Origin of the sequence: Acinetobacter sp. YH01009 (assembly GCF_013420765.1) — a bacterium.
Taxonomy (GTDB): domain Bacteria; phylum Pseudomonadota; class Gammaproteobacteria; order Pseudomonadales; family Moraxellaceae; genus Acinetobacter; species Acinetobacter amyesii.
On record NZ_VOYE01000013.1, the window covers coordinates 12,956 to 31,830 of the forward strand.

Genomic DNA, 18,875 nt, shown 5'->3' on the forward strand with positions numbered 1-18,875 from the left:
GCGCTGTAACACCTGCCCTATTTTTACTATTTTATAAAGGTTAAAATAACAATAAATAGATGCCTGTGACCTTTCCAATGATGCCTTTCACGCATTTACCCGCTCGTTTTATGTGTATCATCAGCCTGAGTTTGCTCAGTGGATGCCAATTGGTCAAATTACAAAAAAATCAACTCAGTGCGTCACTAAATAATAAAACAGACAGCATATTAACCCATCAAAAGCTCAGTACATTTAGCCATCAAATCCTGTTAATGGTGAATGAAAGCGACCAATCTTGTTTAAATGCGCTTGAAAGTTGTATTCACAAAATGCGTAACAATGAAACTTTAGATATTGCTCAAGTCTATGCATCAGCAAGTGAGCTGTACATGGCACGTGCTTTAAGCGCCGATCAAAATCCACAATGCAAAAAAAGCTTAAAACAACACAGCGGAAAATTAGCTTCAAGCAAAATTAAAATGTGTATGGATCAGCAGCTTGCAGACTTTGATTTCAGTCTGCGTTACAGCTATGTCTATCTATTTAAATCCGCTCAAGCCCCAGAAGAACGCTTATTTGATTTGCGTCAGGGACAAGTCCGCACCTTTTATAATGTGGCTTTATCACGTCTGATCACCTCATCATTCACCCGCTTTGACTATCAGCAAATGCCTGAAAGTTTAATGTTGGGTTCATCGCTTTATCATTTTAACTATGACATTATCCTGAAATCAAAAATGCGGACATTGATAAATTACAATCGAGCTATAATTTTAATTTTTCAGGCTTAAAAACCATTAATCGTCAGGAAGGCATTGGCTCTGAATTTGTCTTAGTCAAAAAAGCCACGGATCTGTCTGCTGCGCAGCCTTTTGTATTAGATCCTGAACAGTATTATGCAAATAAACCCAACCCCAATATCCATACGGCACGGTATTTATCTGTCAGTGCAATCGCAGAGCCTGCCAAGACTAATAGCAGCATTAGTGAAATTTTGTCGCCGCAATCAGACTTTAATGTTGAATTATTTAATCCCTATCAATTTAAAAAGGCAAAAATTGAATCTCAGTCCTATACGCTAACGGCCAATTATTCTGTGCCTTATGGACTTTGGTTAGCCGAAAATAAATTAGGACAATCTGGCTATTGGACACTCCTGAATAAAGAAGAACATTTGCGCATGCCACATGTGTTTATGTTAGAGCCGTATCAACCCCATAAAAAGATTATTGTCATGGTTCACGGATTAGCCAGCAGTCCTGAAACTTGGATCGGCCTGACCAATAACATTATGGGTGATCAAAAACTACGTGATCATTACCAAGTTTGGCAAGTGTTTTACTCAACCAATATGCCAATATTTGAGAGTCGTTTTCAAATCAATGCTTTACTCAAACAGGCATTTGCAACTGTTCAGCCCAATACGCCTTCGGCTCAAGATGCTGTCATTATCGGACATAGTATGGGCGGCATCATCAGTCGTTTATTGGTTAGTGATGCAGATATTTCCGCTCAAGCTATTCCACTCATGAACTATGAACAAAACACACAGTTACAACGTCATCCAATTATCCGCGATCGTTTTGTCTTTAAAGCCTTGAAGCCAGTTAGTCGTGCAATTTTCATTGCCGCACCGCATCATGGTACTGACTATGCAGACCGCTGGTTTACAAATTTGGCGAAAAAAATCGTGGTATTGCCTTTAAGTTTTTTAAATGATGTCAATGTTGAAATTCCGAATGCAAAAAATTCAACTATGGGCCTGATTAAGTCTGGGCCAGCAGATTTAAGTCAAAAATCACGTTTTATGCTGTTGTCTGCTGACATCATGCCAAATAAAGATATTCCTTATCATTCGATTATGGGAAATCAGACGCAAAGTACTGAACCGAGCAAAATGTCGGATGGCATTGTTCCCTATACAAGTTCTCATTTAGATGGCACGGTGTCTGAAAAGATATTCCATGGTGGACATTCAATTCATGAGTCTCCAGATGCTATTTTAGAATTGCGACGCATTTTGAGAGAACATTTGGATAAATAAGTGAAATTTTAAGCGCGGTTTTTGTGAACTCGAGCTCGTAAGTCGTCTAAAGTGATTTTTATCGTTTTTTGCCCTTTAGCTTTTTCTGCTAGTTCTGTTAAATGCACATCTTCCGAAAGACAATCATTCAAAATTGTTTTTGCATCTTCCACAATTCGATTTCGACTTTCAGAGCTACGAGCATCTAAAAGTTCTTGTAATTTTTTAGCCATAACTAATGAAATCTAGCAGTTTTAAAATATTTTTTTATTAAGAATGCTTTTTATACAAAGAGCGTTTAAAATTTACATAAAACTACAATTAACTAGGGGATAGCTATGTCACGTGGTTCTGAATGGGGACGTTGGGATTTGCATGTACACACAAAAGGGACAGCAAAAAATGACAAATTTGGCGATATATCTCTTGAAAAATACTGCATTCAGCTTTTCAAAAAAGCCTTAGAAAGAAATATAAAAGCTATTGGTATCACAGACTATTTTAGTATTGATAATTATAAAGAAGTAAAAAAATTTCAAGATGAAATTTATTCTTGTACTGAGTTTAATAAGGAAGATAAAGATCTTATTTCTAAAATTTTCGTCATGCCAAATATGGAGTTGAGAATTACACCGAGTACAGATAAAGGAAGTGCTATAAATATGCACCTTCTCTTAAATCCAAAAATTATTGAGGATTTCGAAAACCTATATTGTCATGCTTTAACATTTATAGTTTCAGACGATGAACAATATAAACTTACACCTTATGATTTAAAACGATTAGGTAGAAAAGGATCGTCACAAACAATAAGTGATGATTCCGCATATCGGAGTGGTATCTCCTCTTTCGTACTTAATTCTAGTGAAATTATTAATGCATTTAAGAAATACCCAGATTTTAGAAAAAATTGCTTAGTAGCAGTTGCAAACTCGAATAAAGATGGAGCATCTGCATTTCAAGGGCATGAAAAGTTTTTGAATAGTCAAGATGGTGCTACTCTCCGTATATTAAGAGAATCTCTTTATAAAGTTTCTGAAGTAATTTTTTCATCAACTCTTACAGATAAACCATTTTTTCTAGGAAAAAAAACCGAAGATCAACAAAGTTTTCTAGATAGTTATGGCTCATATAAACCTTGTATTCATGGTAGTGATGCTCATGATTTAAATACTCTATTTGAACCGACAGATCAAAAATATTGTTGGATCAAAGCTGAACCAACTTTTGAAGGTTTAAAGCAAATTATTCATGAACCTGAAAGTCGCGTTCATATTGGACAGCGTTGTCCTGAAATTAAAAACAATTATGAGGTAATTGATTATATTGAATTAAATAGCAATGATGTTCTAAATGAAAGAATATATTTCAATAGTAATTTAACTTCTATCATTGGCGGTCGTTCCTCAGGTAAATCAACCCTATTACAATGTTTAGCCAATAAACTCCGTCCAACTTTATTTTCAGAAAATAAAATTGATAAACCAAAGCACCTTGATCCTCTTTGCCTAAATTTTAATATTAAGTGGAAAGATGGTGAAAGTGACAACAGTCGCCCCGTTGAATATTTTTATCAAGGGCATATGTTTAAAAAGTCTACTGAAGAAGGCATTGAAGATATTGTGAAAAGCCTAATTCTTCAAAAAAAACCTAAAATATTTGAAAACTTCCAAGGAAATATAGATACAATTCGTCATGAAAACTCAGGGCTACTTTCTAAATATTTTTCAATAAGAAATACTTTGATATCAAATAATGAAGCCCTTATTCAAAAAGGAAATCCTCAAGATATTGAAAAACAAATCCTCCTTTTGAATGAAGAATTGAAATCAAATCAAACTACAGAAAGTATTAGTGAAAGTGATATCATTACACATGAAACGTTAACAGATGAGCTTCATTCTATAGAAAATAATCTAGAAAAAATTCAATCTTTGAAAAAGAGAATAGCTCTTATTGAGCTAGCAGAGTTTTTTATTCTTAATAATCCATTAACTATCTATAATGCATTTCCAACTATTGAAAATGAATTCAATGAGTTTACTAAAGCTGTACATCTGAGAGCCAGTGAAGAACTTATTAATTTCAAAAACTCCTCAACCAGTAACCTTAATCAACAAATTAAAACAATTGAAGATCGCAAAAATATTATCACCAATGATAAAATTTTCTTGAAAGTTAATAATCACTTAAAAGTCTCACAGCATTTACAGCCAATTCTTGAACGAAAAAAAGAAGAAGAAGCTAAACTCAAAGAAATACGTGATATAGAAGAAAAAATTACCGATACAAAAAAAAATTTAATGGAATTATCTACTGAAATACGCAAAAATTGGGAATCAATGTTTCATAAATTCTCTGAACTCACCTCACTAATAAATCAAGTTACTATTAGTAAGGATATTAAAATTCAGACATCTAATATTTTTGACCAAAATACATTTTCTGAATTTATTCAAAAGGTAATTAATCAGTCTTCGGATAAAGCAAAGGCTTTTTCCTCTAAAACTATCAAGTCAGAGCAAGAATTACTTGAGCATTTTGACATAATTATTCAATCAGTTAAAAATGAGGAGGTTAGATTCAAACAAGGCTCTTCAATTGAAACGATTACCAAAGAGTTTTTTGATAATACTTGGTTCAAAGTTAAGTATGAAGTTACTTATGATGGTGATAATTATAATGATATGTCACAAGGTAAAAAAGCTTTTGTTGTTTTAAAAATGAGTTTAGATTGTAGCGAAAGCAAATGTCCTATTATTATTGACCAACCTGAAGATGATCTAGATAATCGTGCAATCTATACAGAACTCGTAACATATTTAAAAGAAAAGAAAAAAACACGGCAAATTATTCTGGTTACCCATAACGCAAATGTTGTCGTTAATGCTGATAGTGAATTAGTTATTATCGCTAACCAACACGGTACACACAGTACAAATCTAGATAATAAAAAGTTCCAATACAAATTTGGAAGCATTGAATCATTAGAACACAATCCAGAGTGTACGACCACTTTAAATCAGAAAACTATTAAATCTCATATTTGTGAAATATTAGAAGGCGGAGATCGCGCTTTTAAATTGCGAGAACAAAAATATAATTTAGCTTAATAAAGAAAAAAAGACCGTCTAAGCGGTCTTTTTTATTCGTATATCATTAAGCCACTGGCGCCAACGTAAACAACACCTGCCCCGTTTTCACCGTCTGCCCTTTTTCAATGGTAATTTCAGAAACCTTCATACGTTCAGGGGCAATAATTGGAATCTCAATTTTCATCGCTTCAATCACCGCAAGCGTTGCACCTTCTTCAACAATATCACCTGACTTGCATTCAATTTTCCAAATACTTCCCGACATGTGTGATTCCACAGCACAACCACCTTCTGGAATTTGAACATCACTATCATCAGTTACAGCATCTAAGCTTTCAGAAACATACTCTGCAAGCCCAGCTTCATGCCAACGACGACGTTCTTCATCAAAATTGGCTTGTTGGACGGATTTAAATGCTGAGATTGATTCTGCATTTTCAGTCAAGAAGTCATTGTATTCTTTTAGGTTTAAAACACCTTCTTCCACACGTAATTTTAAACGTCCTGCTTTAAAGTCCTCACGCATTTGCATAAGCTCGGACTCAGAGACTTCATAAAACTTAATTTGGTCAAAGAAGCGTAATAACCACGGCATACCTTGCTCAAAGTCAGGGTTTTTACGGTAACGAGACCACATTTGCGTAGTACGACCGACGAACTGATAGCCACCCGGACCTTCCATACCGTACACGCACATATACGCACCGCCAATACCGACAGCATTTTCAGGCGTCCATGTCCGTGCAGGGTTGTATTTCGTTGTCACTAAACGCTGGCGAGGATCAAGTGGTGTTGCCACAGGTGCACCTAAATACACATCGCCCAAACCCATGACCAAATAACTCGCGTCATAAACCACATCTTTGACCGCTTGTTTGTCTTTTAAACCATTAATACGACGGATAAACTCAATATTGTCAGGACACCATGGCGCATCTGGGCGTACTGTTTGCATATAACGCTCTGTCGCTAGCTGGGTTTGTGAATCCTCCCAAGCGAGTGGTAAATACACAGTCCGTGACGGTACTTGCATTTGGGTCACATCAGGCAATTCAGCTTCAGCGACTTGCAGTAAACGAAGTAAATCAATTTGATCAAGCTTGATCGAATCAAAATGGATTTGTAGCGAACGAATCCCCGGTGTGAGATCAATAATCCCTGTGATATTTTGCTTTTGAACCCATTGCATGAGTGCATGAATACGGAAACGTAAGTTCAGATCTAAAACTAACTCACCATATTCCACCAACATGTAGTTATTGCCGGCAGGACGATACACCACATCAGGCGTACCATTCTGACCTTTTAAAGTATCAAGCACCGCATTTTTTAAGGTGGAAAGTTCAGGATAAAATGACTCATCAAATGCCACAACCTGCGTATCAGATGCTTCTAATTGTGCATGATATTTTTCATTTAAAAGTTTCGCTTGATGATAACTCACAGGTATAAATTTGACTTTGTCTCCTGCTTTCAATTGACCGAGTTTCCAAAGCTCAGAATTAATCACCACGGCAGGACAAACAAAGCCTCCTAAACTTGGACCATCTGGACCCAAGATAATCGGCATATCGCCCGTGAAATCAATCGCACCAATCGCGTATGCATTGTCATGAATATTTGATGGATGCAAACCTGCTTCACCACCATCCTCACGTGCCCATTCAGGTTTTGGACCAATCAAACGAATACCTGTACGGCTTGAGTTAAAGTGAATCTCAAAAGTATTGGCAAAGAAGGTATCAATGTCTTTTTTAGTAAAGAAGTCTGGTGCACCATGCGGGCCGTACATCACCGCAATTTCCCATTCATGACTAAACGTTGGCACTTGTTCAGGCGCAAGTGCTGTCACTTGTTCAGATGTAAATGCCGTGATTGGCAACATATCTCCAATCAATAAATTACGACCAGCATGACCACCAAACTGACCCAAGGTGAAGGTTGCTTGTGAGCCGAGATATTCAGGTACATTTAAACCGCCTTTAATCCCGATATAGGTGCGGCAACCTGTGGCAATTTTGCCACATTTGAGCACCTGACCTTTACGCACATTCACGTTCTGCCACATCGGAACTTGAGCGCCATCTAGTGTTGATGGCATATCGCCCCCGGCAAGCACGATTTGGCTGTCACAATGGAATTTTAAAGTCGGACCTTGTAGCGTACATTCTAAGCCTGCAGTGTTATAGGCATTACCAAGTAACTGGTTTGCGACATTCAGTGATAATGGATCTATCGCACCTGATGGTGGCACACCGACATTCCAGTACCCCAAACGACCTGTCACATCTTGCACAGAAGTTTGAATGCCTGATTGCAACACTTCAATTTTTTGAGTTTTCCACTCGAATGTATTTAAGAAACGTGTGGTTTGCGTACCGGCTTTAAATACATCGCAGTCGATAATATTTTGTAGATATTCAAGATTGGTTTCGATGCCTGCAACCGATGTTTTGGCAAGTGTTTCGGTCATGGCTTGAATTGCTGAATCGCGGTCATCTGCCGTGACAATGATTTTGGCAATCATCGGGTCATAGAATGACGATACATTTGAACCCGTTTCCACCCACGTTTCATTACGCGCATTGGCATCAAATTCAACGTGCGTTAAAAGCCCTGCACTAGGTTGGAAGTTTTTGATTGGGTCTTCGGCATATAAACGCACTTGAATCGAATGACCTTTCGATTCAAGTTGTTCTGTTGGTGTAATCCAATCACCACTGCCTAAAGTCACCATCCATTCCACAAGATCGACACCAAACACTTGCTCTGTCACGCCATGTTCAACTTGCAGACGGGTATTCACTTCTAAGAAATAGAATTCCTGTGTGTCGGTATCCATCACAAACTCAACTGTACCTGCCGAACGGTAATTTACCGACTGCATCAGCCCAATCGCAATCGATTGAATATAGGCACGTTGATCATCATTGATATGCGGTGCTGGGGTTTCCTCAATCACTTTTTGGTTTCGGCGCTGCACCGAACAATCACGCTCACCGAGTGCTAAAACTAAGCCATTGCCATCACCAAAAATCTGCACTTCGATATGACGGGCATTTTGTACGAATTTTTCGAGGTACAAGCCTGCATCTTTAAAGTTGGCTTGGGCAAGATATGAAACCGTAGAATAAGCATCTTTCAGCTCTTCTTCATTCCACACCAAACGCATACCAATACCGCCACCGCCTGCGGTACTTTTCAGCATCACAGGATAACCAATACGTTTAGCTTCCGTTAAGGCTTCGGCTTCATCTGCCAAAAGCTGACTGCCCGGAAGAAGTGGTACATTGGCTTGAATCGCAAGTTCGCGCGCAGTATGTTTTAAGCCAAAGGATTTCATTTGTTTTGAGTCTGGCCCTAAAAATACAATGCCTTGAGCTTCACAGAGATCACAAAATTCTGCATTTTCAGACAAGAAACCATAGCCCGGATGAATCGCTTCTGCACCTGTTTGTTTTGCGACTTCTAAAATTTTATCGACATTTAAATAGCTTTGGCTGGCAGGACTATCACCAATAAATACAACTTCATCCGCCAAGGTCACATGCAAAGAATCACGGTCTGCTTCGGAATACACAGCAACAGATTGAATGCCTAATTTCTTGAGTGTACGGATCACACGGCAAGCGATTGCACCACGGTTGGCAATGAGGACTTTATTAAACATGCTATTACTCCTCGCCTTCACGGATGATCAATTGAATTTTGGTTGGGTTATAGGCATTACAAGGGTTATTCAGTTGAGGGCAATTGGAAATGAGGACAATGAGATCCATTTCCGCTTTCACTTCGACATATTTACCTGGTGCAGAAATACCATCATCAAACTTTAAATGACCCTCGCTTGTCACAGGAACATTCATAAAGAAATTAATATTTGGGCCGATATGGCGCACGTTTAAGCCATGTTTTTTGGCAATCGGATGTTGTGATAAGGCAATCATGAAATTGTTGCGGCAGCTGTGCATTGGGAATTTGTCATGTGCATAACGAACAGTGTTGCTTTCACATGAACATGCACCGCCCAAAGTGTCATGACGGCCACAGTTGTCGTCATGTATGGTGGCAATTTTGTTGCCGAAATTAGTATAAAGTTCTGTACCTTTTTCTAAATAAATCTGTTGGTTAATGGCTAAGGTATCCGTTGCGCTATAGCGCTCTTCAGGATTCTGTGCAGAAATAAACAAGGTATCTACCGCTTGGTTGCCTTCAAGGTCAACAATACGGAAATATTGCCCTTTCTTAACCTCGCACATCCACGCTTCACCGGCAGGACATACTTCACTGAGCACTGATTTTTCTAGGTTGACAAGTGCAGTCATGATCATTCCCCTTAAGCAGTTAAAGCGTAGTAGCGGTTATTATTTTGGAATGCACGCTGATTTTGCGGGCAAGAATCACGGCAAACGTCGCTGTCGCCTAAAGGAAGTGCTTTATATAAAGACAATTGAACATCCGCAGGTGCATATTCCGTGCTGTTATCTAGAGCATGTGGTGCACTAGATAAAAAGACCAAACAATCCATTTCAAAGCGCAGTTCAATAATTTGATCGGTGTTATCGGAGTCGATATAAGACAAGTTACCTGTATCATCAGGCGCAACCTTAGAGAAGAGATTAAGTGTTGAACTTAAGTCGGTTGCAGATAAACCAAACTTGGTCATTTCAAGCAATAAGCTGTCTTTGCCATTACGGTACATATCATTACGTGCATCTTGAAACGTTTTTGAACCAAATTGTTGTTCAATTTGCTGTGCATTGCATGGTGCACAAAATGCATCATTCCAACCGTGGTCATCTTTGACAATGGAAATCATCGCGCGACCAAGGTCCGATGCAAGGATATGCCCAGTGCTTAAAAATGCCGTGTGCTGCCCTTTAAGACTATCTGGCATGTTGTAGCGTTCAAGCTTATCTTCACTATTTACACAGTAGAATGCCACATTGGCATTTTGCCCTAGCGATTTAAGCTGTAATACTGCCCCACGCTGAATACGCGCTGACCAGTGGTGTCCACCCGGTAAAAGTTCAGTCCATAGTGCTTTATCATCATGATAATGTGTTGTGCTCATTGCAGCCTCTGCCTAATTCTTAACTATTTACCTCCCGGGCTTTTATCCCTCCGTGTAGCTTGAGCTTGCAACTTAAGCCGTGAACTCTCGGTCGCAGACCTACATGAAACTTCATGTATCGGAACCCTAGATCACTTTATGATGTATGTAGAAATGCAAAGGCTGTGCCAATTTAGTATTACCAATTTATATAAAAGTAATACTGCTATTTATTAGACTTTTTTATAGTATTGAGCTATAGCATGACCAAATCGGGTGCAGCCCATGCACAAAATTGCTGCAAAAATTGCAAAAAAAAAAGCCCAAAATCATTTTTGGGCTTTATGTAATGCATAAAAATTATTTTACCAATATCTCATGGAACATATGACGTAGCCATTGATGGCTGGTTTTATGATGGCAAGACATATGCCAATATTGCTTCACGCCATAGGTTGGAAATGCAATCGGTGCGTCAAATATTTTTAAGTTGCCGCGCGAAAGCAATACTTCACTCAAGTAATACGGCACAGTAGCAATCGCATCAGTGTCTTGCACGACTAAGCCTACACCTAAATAACTAGGTAAACGCATCAAAATATCACGTTTTAAATCAAGGTTAAGCAGCTCATTTTCAATATGGTAGTGCCCCATCCCTGCATCAATATCAATGTGCGACTCTGATAAATATTGCTCAGTTGTAATGGTGTCACCCGTTAATCGTGGATGGTCCTTGGCTGCAATCACCACATAATATTGCTCAAACAGTTTTTGCTGATAAAAGCCGCTTTCCAAATGCGGTAAAAACCCCAGTGCTAAATCAATTTCACCATTCGCCATCTGATAACTGGTTTCAGTGGTAATCGGGCGTACATTCAGACGTATTTGTGGCGCGTGTTTTTTTAGATATTGGCTGATTTTAGGCAATAAAACCAAATGCGAAACATCGGTCATGGCCAAAGTAAATTGTTGATCTGAAATAGCTTGATCAAAATTAATCGTAAAATTATTAATGGCTTCAACTTTACTCAAGGCTTCGCTGACTAAAGGAAATAATTGACGCGATAACTCCGTAGGCACCATTTCATTGCCGATACGTAAAAATAAGGGGTCGTTATAATGCTGTCGTATTTTATTTAAAATATTACTGACTGTAGGCTGACTCATTTGCAAGTGTTCAGCAGCTTGCGACACATTTTTGTACTTATAAACATGAAAAAAAATGCTAAGAAGTTTACAGTCCAATTCAAACACGAAAGATTTAGTCCCTAATTAAATATTGCAAGTTATGCTGTGCATCATCTGCTGAATTATACAAAAAGCCAATAACGAAATATTACTTTTATTGCAGATGAAACGCCAGTTTAGCCTGCTCAGTTGAGTTCAGCTTTTCAACACTCCAATCAGTCCGCATAATAGACATAGCTCGAATTTGGATATCAACATGCTTCAAGGAAAAAAACTGGTTTGTTTTGATTTAGATGGCACACTTATCGATTCTGTTGGCGTGTGGAATCAGGTCGATGCAGATTTGATTCAACAGTTAACTGGACAAACCATCCAATTGGATTTCATTCAACGTGAACGTGACATTCAGCTGCAATTATTTAAAAACACCGCAGACCCTTACTTAATGTACTGTAACTATCTAAAAGATACTTATAAAATTGAACAACACACGGCTGATCAAATCAAACAGCAACGATATGCCATTTCACAGCATTTTTTAGAACATATCATCTTGCTTAAACCACATGCAGCGTTATTTGTTCAACAGCTCATTCAGCAAGGTATTCAGGTGGCAATTACCACCACGACCAGCTTGCAAAATATTTATCGATATCAAAAAAATATCAACATTTATCCAAAGCTGCATTTTGAAAATACTTTTGATCTGATCCTGACCCGTGAAAGTGTCAAAAATATTAAGCCGCATCCTGAAGTCTATTTACAGGCGATTGAACATTTTGCAGTAAAACCTGAAGAATGTTTAATTTTTGAAGATTCGCTCATTGGTGTAGAAGCCGCAAATGCCGCAGGCATTGAAGTCGTTGCCGTGTATGACGCATATTCAGAGCACGAAATTGAGCAAATCAAAAATAAAGCGGATTACTTTATCCATGATTTCTCTTCTGTCTTAAACTAATGACTAGTAATCAATCATTCGCTTTAGAGTTAAAAAAAGCAGCCCAATTTAGAGGCTGCTTTTGATATTTTTGCATCAATAGATAATTGATCTATTTTACTTTTTTATAAATTGATCCAGATCCGACTAAATTTCCAGTTTTTTCGTCAATTGCAAATTCAACAGCACCTGTCCCAGAGTTTAAAGCGAGTAAACCAGATTCAGCGACAGATGCAGGTACAGGATTTTTCTTTTCAGATTTACCACTTTGTTTATCTTTTAAAGTATTGGTAATGAAATAGTTTTCACCATTTTTACTAATAATCAACGCATTTTCAAGTTGCGGATCTACTGCGGTATTTTGCCATGTTCCAGCATAATCAGGCGCTGGACTTTGTTTACATGCAGTGAGGAGAACTGCGAACAACATCGCAAAAAAAAATTGAATCTTTTTCAAAATACTGACCTTCTTTGTCAATGAATTTTGCATTATAGAAAGCCTTGAACAGAACTTAAGACCGTTCGTGTTGTGCAAAAGTTTCAAACCAAGTGCTGCTGTTTTTCTTTTGTCATGTTTTGAAACATTTGTAGTCTTTCATAAAAAATAAGCCCACTTGATCATGGGCTTATTTAAAAATTTTCAATCTTTAGATTTATACGATTTGACGCATTGAACCAGTTTCTTCAAAAGTGGCATGCCAAGATAAAGCCTCTTTTAAAATATGCGGCGTTTGACCACCACGCTCACATGCGCGTTCAAAGTAGCTCAACAATGCTGCGCGATAATCTGGATGCGCACAGATTTCAATGACTTTACGTGCACGCTCACGTGGTGAAAGACCACGTAAATCTGCCAAGCCCTGCTCTGTAACCACGATATCAACGTCATGGTCAGTATGGTCGGTATGACTCACCATTGGGACTACAGATGAAATCGCACCGCCTTTTGCAATCGACTTGGTTACGAAAATGGCAATGTGCGCATGACGAGTAAAGTCTCCAGAACCACCAATACCATTCATCATTTTGGTACCCGTCACATGGGTCGAATTTACGTTTCCGTAAATATCAAACTCAAGCGCCGTATTAATCGCGATAATGCCTAAACGTCGAATGATTTCAGGGTTATTGGATAGCTCTTGTGGACGTAACACAATTTTGTCTTTGTACTGATCAAAATTGTTCATCACGCGCTGTGCGCAAGGCTCAGACAACGTCATTGAACAGCCTGAAGCAAATTTCATTTTTCCAGAATCAATTAGCTGGAAAGTACAGTCTTGTAGTACTTCTGAATACATTTCCAAATCATGAAAATTCGAATGCTCAAAACCGGCAAATACAGCGTTGGCAATCGAACCCACACCTGACTGTAGCGGGCCTAAATTTTCAGGCAAACGCCCTGCTGCGACTTCACCTTCAAAGAAATCAATCAGATGCTGAGCAATCGCTAGGGTTTCAGCATCAGGTTCATCCATTTTAAACTGGGTATCTGGCAGATCATTCAACACAATAGCTGAAATCTTATCGGGGCTGACATTGATCCCAATCGTACCGATACGTTCACCGACCTGAGTCAGTGGAATTGGCCCACGGTTTGGTCGCGCTTTCGGCACATAAATATCATGTACACCTTCTAGCACTGGGTTAATCGTATTATCAATTTCAATAATCACATGATCTGCCATTTCAATGAAATTGGCTGAGTTACCACATGAACCTGTCGGAATAATTTGACCATCTTCGGTAATTGCAGTCGCTGCAATAACGGCCACATTAATGCGCGGTAAATTATGATGACGAATATTGTCAGCCATTTCAGACAAGTGTTGGTCAATATACATGACCTCGCCAGCGTTAATGGCTTTACGTAAACCAGGATCTGCCTGATACGGATAACGACGTTCTATCGCATGTGCCGCATTGAGACGACCATCGATACTATTTCCTAAACTAGCACCCGTTGCCAAAGTGATACGAAGAGGATGTGAAACTGCATGATCTGCAAGCGCCAAAGGAACCGTCTTTGCCTCACCTGCACCACCAAAACCACTTAAACCAACCACTGAACCATCTTGAATTAACTCAATCGCTTTTTCAGCAGACATCACTTTGTCGCGAAGGGAGAGTAAGCGAATGCGATCTAAACCATTCATAATTAAATCTCAAAAAATAAATATCTCAAAATAAACATCTTTTTTCGCCATCCCAGCGAACTGAGATAGCGTTTGTTATTGCTTATCTAAAAACGTACTTATCTAAAAGCTTACTTATATAAATTGAGGCAAATTAAATCAGTTCAACCGCAATTGCAGTTGCTTCACCGCCACCAATACACAGTGCTGCGACACCTTTTTTACCGCCAGTGCGTTTTAAGGCATGAATCAGCGTCACAATAATACGTGAACCTGATGAACCTAGTGGGTGACCAAGTGAGCAAGCACCACCATGAATGTTCACTTTTGCTTCATCTAAGTTAAATCCATCAATCGCCAGCATTGTAACCATAGCAAATGCTTCATTGACTTCCCACAGGTCAACCTCTTGTGCATCCCAACCCGCTTGTGCAAGCACTTTCTCAATAGCACCGACTGGAGCAATCGTGAACTCTGACGGATGCTGTGAATTTGTGGCATAAGCAACGACTTTTGCTAGTGGTTTTAAACCACGTGCTTGAGCCGTTTCTTCTGATGTAACCACCAAAGCAGATGCACCGTCAGAAATTGAGCTGGCATTGGCAGCTGTGATCGTGCCGTCTTTTTTGAATGCAGGACGCAGTGTTGGGATTTTTTCAGGCTTAGCACTTAATGGCTGTTCATCTGTGTCAACAACGACGTCACCTTTACGGCTTTTAACAGTAACTGGCACGATTTCATTTTTGAAGAAACCGCCTTGAATCGCGGCAACGGCTTTATTGAGTGAGTTGATGGCAAAAGCATCTTGCTGTTCACGGGTATAGCCTTTTTTATCTGCCATATCTTGTGCCAGAATACCCATCGATAAACCTGTCTCAGCATCTTCTAAGCCTTCTTGGAACATGTGATCTGTGGTTTTACCATGACCCATACGATAGCCTGAACGCGCTTTTTCAAGTAAATATGGCGCATTTGACATCGACTCCATACCACCAGCAACCACAATATTAGCAGAACCGGCTTTAATCGCATCAGCTGCTTGCATCACCGCCTTCATGCCTGAACCACAAATTTTATTAATCGTGGTGGCACCCGTTGTATCTGGTAAGCCTGCTTGACGCATCGCTTGGCGTGCAGGACCTTGTTTAAGACCTGCTGGTAATACACAGCCAAAAATAACTTCGTCAATATCTGTAGGTTCTAAACCTGCACGTGCAACAACAGCCTGAATCGCTGCAGCACCTAAGTCTGGGGCTGTACAAGATGAAAGTGAACCCTGAAAACCACCCATCGCTGTACGTACGCCATCTACAATTACAATCATTTCTTATTTCATCCTGTTTTAAATCTTTTAACCCCAAGGAACCATGACTGGTTCCTCAGATTTTCCATCTTAATGTTTTTCACAGTGGTTTCGATGAAACTTTAAGATTGAGCGGTGAAGTATTCTTCAGATAGCTGCATGATAAGTTCAGAACCTGCTTTAATGCGTTGAGCACGGGCAGCAAGGTCAGGTAGAACTTTCTCAACATAGAAATCTGCGAGTACCAGTTTGTTTTGGAAGAAGCTCTCTGGTTTTGCAGCCGCAGCTTTGCTAATACGCGCAAACATATACACAAAGCTGAGTAAACCAACAGCGTGCAGGTAATCGACTGCCACCGAACTGCTAAAGTCTGGAGTGGTCTTAGATTGTTCAATAATGAATTGCGTTAATGCTTCAACTTCGTCAGAAACTTGCAATGCTGCAGATTTAACTTTTGAATCAGCCATGGTTGCAGCAAAGTCACGAATTTCAGCAATGTATTCGGCAATAAATGCACCATTACATTTCGTGGTTTTGCGTCCAATTAAATCAATCGCTTGTACGCCATTTGTGCCTTCGTAAATCTGCGAAATACGTAAGTCACGAATGCATTGCTCCATGCCCCATTCACGGATATAGCCATGACCACCAAAGCACATTTGCGCTTCTAAAGTAGCTTGTAGGGCTGTATCTGTTAGGTAGGCTTTTGCAATAGGTGTCAATAAAGCCACGCGGTCATTGGCTTTTTTCACTGCAGCTTCGTCAGTTGAATATTTTGTAATATCCAGTTGCTGACCAACATACACAGCAAATGCACGCGATGCTTCGTTGTTGGCGCGTACATTCAACAACATACGACGTACATCACCATGTACCAAAATAGAGTCGGCTGGTTTTTCAGGAGATTTCACACCTGTCGCAGAACGACCTTGTAGACGATCAGTCGCATACTGTGCAGCATTTTGGTAAGCAAATTCTGCGGCGCCAATCCCTTGGATACCCATCGATAAACGTTCATAGTTCATCATGACAAACATCGCCGCAAGACCTTCGTTTTCTTTACCAACGATATAACCTTTGGCACCATCAAAGTTCATAACACACGTTGCAGAACCTTTAATACCCATCTTGTGTTCAATTGAACCCGCTGAAACAGCATTACGTTCACCGACTGAGCCATCGGCATTGACATGGAATTTTGGAACGATAAACAATGAAATACCACGTGAACCCGCAGGTGCATTTGGCGTTTTTGCTAACACAAGATGGATGATGTTTTCACACAGATCATGTTCACCACTAGTGATGAAAATTTTCGTGCCTGTAATATTAAATGAACCATCTTCATTCGGCTCTGCTTTGGTTTTAATGATCCCCAAATCAGTCCCTGAATGTGGTTCAGTTAAACACATAGTGCCTGACCATTCACCCGTATAAAATTTTGGAAGATAGGTTTCTTTTTGCTCTTGCGAAGCACGGTCATTAATCGCCATACCTGCACCCACAGTCAGTAGTGGATACAACATAAATGATGGATTGGTACTCCAAATCATTTCGTCAGCAAGTACTGTCAACATTTTCGGCATGTTTTGGCCGCCCCATTCTTCAGAAGCGCCTAACCCAACCCAACCACCTTCAGCGAATTGTTTAAAAGCGTCTTTAAACCCTGTAGGCGTAGTAACAACACCATTACTAAACTGCGCACCACCTTCTTCATCTGCAGTACGGTTCAAGTCTAGAATAACGTTTTTAGAAAACTTAGCCATTTCTTCTAAAATGGCATTTGCAGTCGCCATATCAATATGAGCTAAGTTTTCATTTGACTGCCAGAACTCATCTGCATTGAATACATCATTTAAGATGAAGTCCATGTCCTTTAACGGCGCATTGTATATTGGCATTGTACTTTCCTTTTCTACAGGCTTTGTCAGCGTCTTTGACAAAGTACTTTTTTAAAGTTGCACGCTCCCGCACAAAATCATCAAATCAATTTTGTGTGGATTTTTTTAAAGATCTGTTTTTTCAGATAGATATCTAAAAAGAATATAGATAATGTGTTTTTACCGACAAGTGAAAAATAACCACCTGATATTTTGAGCAGCATTATTTTATTACACTTAAATAAATTTATTGAGTTGACTAAATTTATAATTGGTAATTGATTAAAACCAAACATAATAGTACCCATAATCATGTTTAATTTAGGTTGTATTAATAACATAACAACCAAGACCGTTTTGTTAAATGCTGCTTTTGTTGTAAAAGCGAAAAGACAATAAATTAAAAAAAATAAAAATGGAATTTTATTTCAAAAAAATGACCTCAAGGGTTCAGTTTTATTGACATTAATTTTATGCTATGAATTCTATATGCTTTACGCACTCTACTAATGTGTTCATTTTTAAACCAATTTATGTAATATTTGAGACCATAGTGGAATGTAAGATTCACAAGATTTAGCTTAAGCTAGGCTTGTTCACCCTCAAGCTGTTTATGGAACAGGTATCATGAGTTCAGTACGCCAACAAAATTTTATCCTTCGCAAGGAAAAAATTTTAGCCATGGCAGAAACCCTGCTATTAGATAATAATCAAGACATCACCTTAAGTGAGTTAGCTTGTGAACTAGATATTGCCAAAGGCACGATTTATAAACATTTTAAAAGTAAAAACCAATTATATTTAGAACTGATTATCTTAAATGAAAAACGATTATTAGAAATTTCAAAAAAATATAATCATGATATTAAAACTTATGTTTCACAATATATGCTTTATAATATGTTGAATTCTAATCGAACTATATTATTACATGTCATTGAAGAACGTCTAACCAATAATGAACGTAAATTAAAAGAGTTATTTGAAGAGCTCTATCGTGTTCGGGAAGAACGTATTATTGAAATTAAGGACATGACCAGTGATTATTTAAAATCACTTGAAAGCGCAATGTCGATTCGTGATTATTTATCCTATATTTGGACTGTCACTTATGGTGCGTCCCTACTCCTCAATTCAACGCATTATCAAAAATCAATTGGTTCACGTGAACGTTTAATCAAGCTATATATTAATCAGGCGCTGATGACGCCAGATAAAATTTCAGCCGTATAAAATTGATTTATAAATAAAAAAGCCGAACAATTGTTCGGCTTTTTTTATA

At 38.7% G+C, this 18,875-nt stretch carries 12 protein-coding genes, 1 pseudogene and 1 riboswitch; of the genes and pseudogenes, 4 read left to right on the forward strand and 9 right to left on the reverse strand.

Translation table 11 applies throughout. The features are described 5' to 3' along the window. The first annotated feature begins 77 nt into the window (after window positions 1–77). Window positions 78–2,026 (forward strand): annotated as a pseudogene (locus FTT76_RS12445) (lipase family alpha/beta hydrolase). 8 nt (window positions 2,027–2,034) lie between these two features. On the opposite strand, the gene FTT76_RS12450 reads toward FTT76_RS12445, so the two are convergent. Next, window positions 2,035–2,238: a hypothetical protein gene (locus tag FTT76_RS12450; protein ID WP_180008848.1), complete on the reverse strand. Its 204-nt coding sequence runs from the start codon at window positions 2,236–2,238 to the stop codon at window positions 2,035–2,037. A gap of 105 nt (window positions 2,239–2,343) precedes the next feature. Here FTT76_RS12450 and FTT76_RS12455 point away from each other — a divergent pair, with 105 nt between their 5' ends. Next, window positions 2,344–5,118, forward strand: coding sequence for a TrlF family AAA-like ATPase (locus FTT76_RS12455; protein WP_180008850.1), 2,775 nt, complete (start codon window positions 2,344–2,346; stop codon window positions 5,116–5,118). 46 nt (window positions 5,119–5,164) lie between these two features. On the opposite strand, the gene uca is transcribed toward FTT76_RS12455, so the two are convergent. The 4 genes from uca to FTT76_RS12475 form a co-directional block, all read right to left on the reverse strand. Further along, window positions 5,165–8,770: an urea carboxylase gene (gene uca, locus FTT76_RS12460; protein WP_180008852.1), complete on the reverse strand. Its 3,606-nt coding sequence runs from the start codon at window positions 8,768–8,770 to the stop codon at window positions 5,165–5,167. A gap of 4 nt (window positions 8,771–8,774) precedes the next feature. Next, complete coding sequence (locus FTT76_RS12465) at window positions 8,775–9,425, reverse strand: urea amidolyase associated protein UAAP2 (protein WP_180109110.1); 651 nt, start codon at window positions 9,423–9,425, stop codon at window positions 8,775–8,777. A gap of 11 nt (window positions 9,426–9,436) precedes the next feature. Continuing rightward, on the reverse strand, window positions 9,437–10,174 hold the full coding sequence (locus FTT76_RS12470) for an urea amidolyase associated protein UAAP1 (RefSeq protein WP_180008856.1): 738 nt from the start codon (window positions 10,172–10,174) through the stop codon (window positions 9,437–9,439). Window positions 10,175–10,203: 29 nt separating this feature from the next. Then, window positions 10,204–10,315: riboswitch (guanidine-I (ykkC/yxkD leader) on the reverse strand. Window positions 10,316–10,513: 198 nt separating this feature from the next. Next, a complete protein-coding gene (locus FTT76_RS12475; protein WP_078190935.1) occupies window positions 10,514–11,407 on the reverse strand; it encodes a LysR substrate-binding domain-containing protein in 894 nt (297 codons plus the stop codon). Between the two features lie 190 nt (window positions 11,408–11,597). Between FTT76_RS12475 and FTT76_RS12480 the strand changes: the two genes are divergently transcribed. Further along, window positions 11,598–12,299, forward strand: coding sequence for an HAD family phosphatase (locus FTT76_RS12480; RefSeq protein WP_180008858.1), 702 nt, complete (start codon window positions 11,598–11,600; stop codon window positions 12,297–12,299). A 91-nt stretch (window positions 12,300–12,390) separates the two neighbouring features. Here the strand turns inward: FTT76_RS12480 and FTT76_RS12485 are convergent, their stop codons facing one another. From FTT76_RS12485 to FTT76_RS12500, 4 genes are all read right to left on the reverse strand, one after another. Continuing rightward, a complete protein-coding gene (locus FTT76_RS12485; protein WP_180048939.1) occupies window positions 12,391–12,708 on the reverse strand; it encodes a hypothetical protein in 318 nt (105 codons plus the stop codon). Between the two features lie 223 nt (window positions 12,709–12,931). After that, the gene (locus FTT76_RS12490) at window positions 12,932–14,431 is read right to left on the reverse strand and encodes a succinate CoA transferase (protein WP_180008859.1); all 1,500 of its coding nucleotides are present in this window, start codon (window positions 14,429–14,431) and stop codon (window positions 12,932–12,934) included. A gap of 133 nt (window positions 14,432–14,564) precedes the next feature. Next, entirely contained in the window at window positions 14,565–15,734 is a 1,170-nt protein-coding gene (locus tag FTT76_RS12495; protein WP_180008861.1) for a thiolase family protein, read from the reverse strand. Window positions 15,735–15,835: 101 nt separating this feature from the next. Further along, the gene (locus FTT76_RS12500; protein WP_180011711.1) at window positions 15,836–17,614 is read right to left on the reverse strand and encodes an acyl-CoA dehydrogenase C-terminal domain-containing protein; all 1,779 of its coding nucleotides are present in this window, start codon (window positions 17,612–17,614) and stop codon (window positions 15,836–15,838) included. 606 nt (window positions 17,615–18,220) lie between these two features. On the opposite strand from FTT76_RS12500, the gene FTT76_RS12505 reads away from it, so the two are divergent. Then, window positions 18,221–18,826, forward strand: coding sequence for a TetR/AcrR family transcriptional regulator (locus tag FTT76_RS12505; RefSeq protein WP_078190941.1), 606 nt, complete (start codon window positions 18,221–18,223; stop codon window positions 18,824–18,826). Window positions 18,827–18,875 lie beyond the last annotated feature (49 nt).

Coding starts and splice junctions, on each gene's coding strand:
- FTT76_RS12450 (WP_180008848.1), bottom strand. CDS start 2,238: ATGGCTAAAAAATTACAAGAACTTTTAGATGCTCGTAGCTCTGAAAGT.
- FTT76_RS12455 (WP_180008850.1), top strand. CDS start 2,344: ATGTCACGTGGTTCTGAATGGGGACGTTGGGATTTGCATGTACACACA.
- uca (WP_180008852.1), bottom strand. CDS start 8,770: ATGTTTAATAAAGTCCTCATTGCCAACCGTGGTGCAATCGCTTGCCGT.
- FTT76_RS12465 (WP_180109110.1), bottom strand. CDS start 9,425: ATGACTGCACTTGTCAACCTAGAAAAATCAGTGCTCAGTGAAGTATGT.
- FTT76_RS12470 (WP_180008856.1), bottom strand. CDS start 10,174: ATGAGCACAACACATTATCATGATGATAAAGCACTATGGACTGAACTT.
- FTT76_RS12480 (WP_180008858.1), top strand. CDS start 11,598: ATGCTTCAAGGAAAAAAACTGGTTTGTTTTGATTTAGATGGCACACTT.
- FTT76_RS12485 (WP_180048939.1), bottom strand. CDS start 12,708: ATGTTGTTCGCAGTTCTCCTCACTGCATGTAAACAAAGTCCAGCGCCT.
- FTT76_RS12490 (WP_180008859.1), bottom strand. CDS start 14,431: ATGAATGGTTTAGATCGCATTCGCTTACTCTCCCTTCGCGACAAAGTG.
- FTT76_RS12495 (WP_180008861.1), bottom strand. CDS start 15,734: ATGATTGTAATTGTAGATGGCGTACGTACAGCGATGGGTGGTTTTCAG.
- FTT76_RS12500 (WP_180011711.1), bottom strand. CDS start 17,614: ATGCCAATATACAATGCGCCGTTAAAGGACATGGACTTCATCTTAAAT.
- FTT76_RS12505 (WP_078190941.1), top strand. CDS start 18,221: ATGAGTTCAGTACGCCAACAAAATTTTATCCTTCGCAAGGAAAAAATT.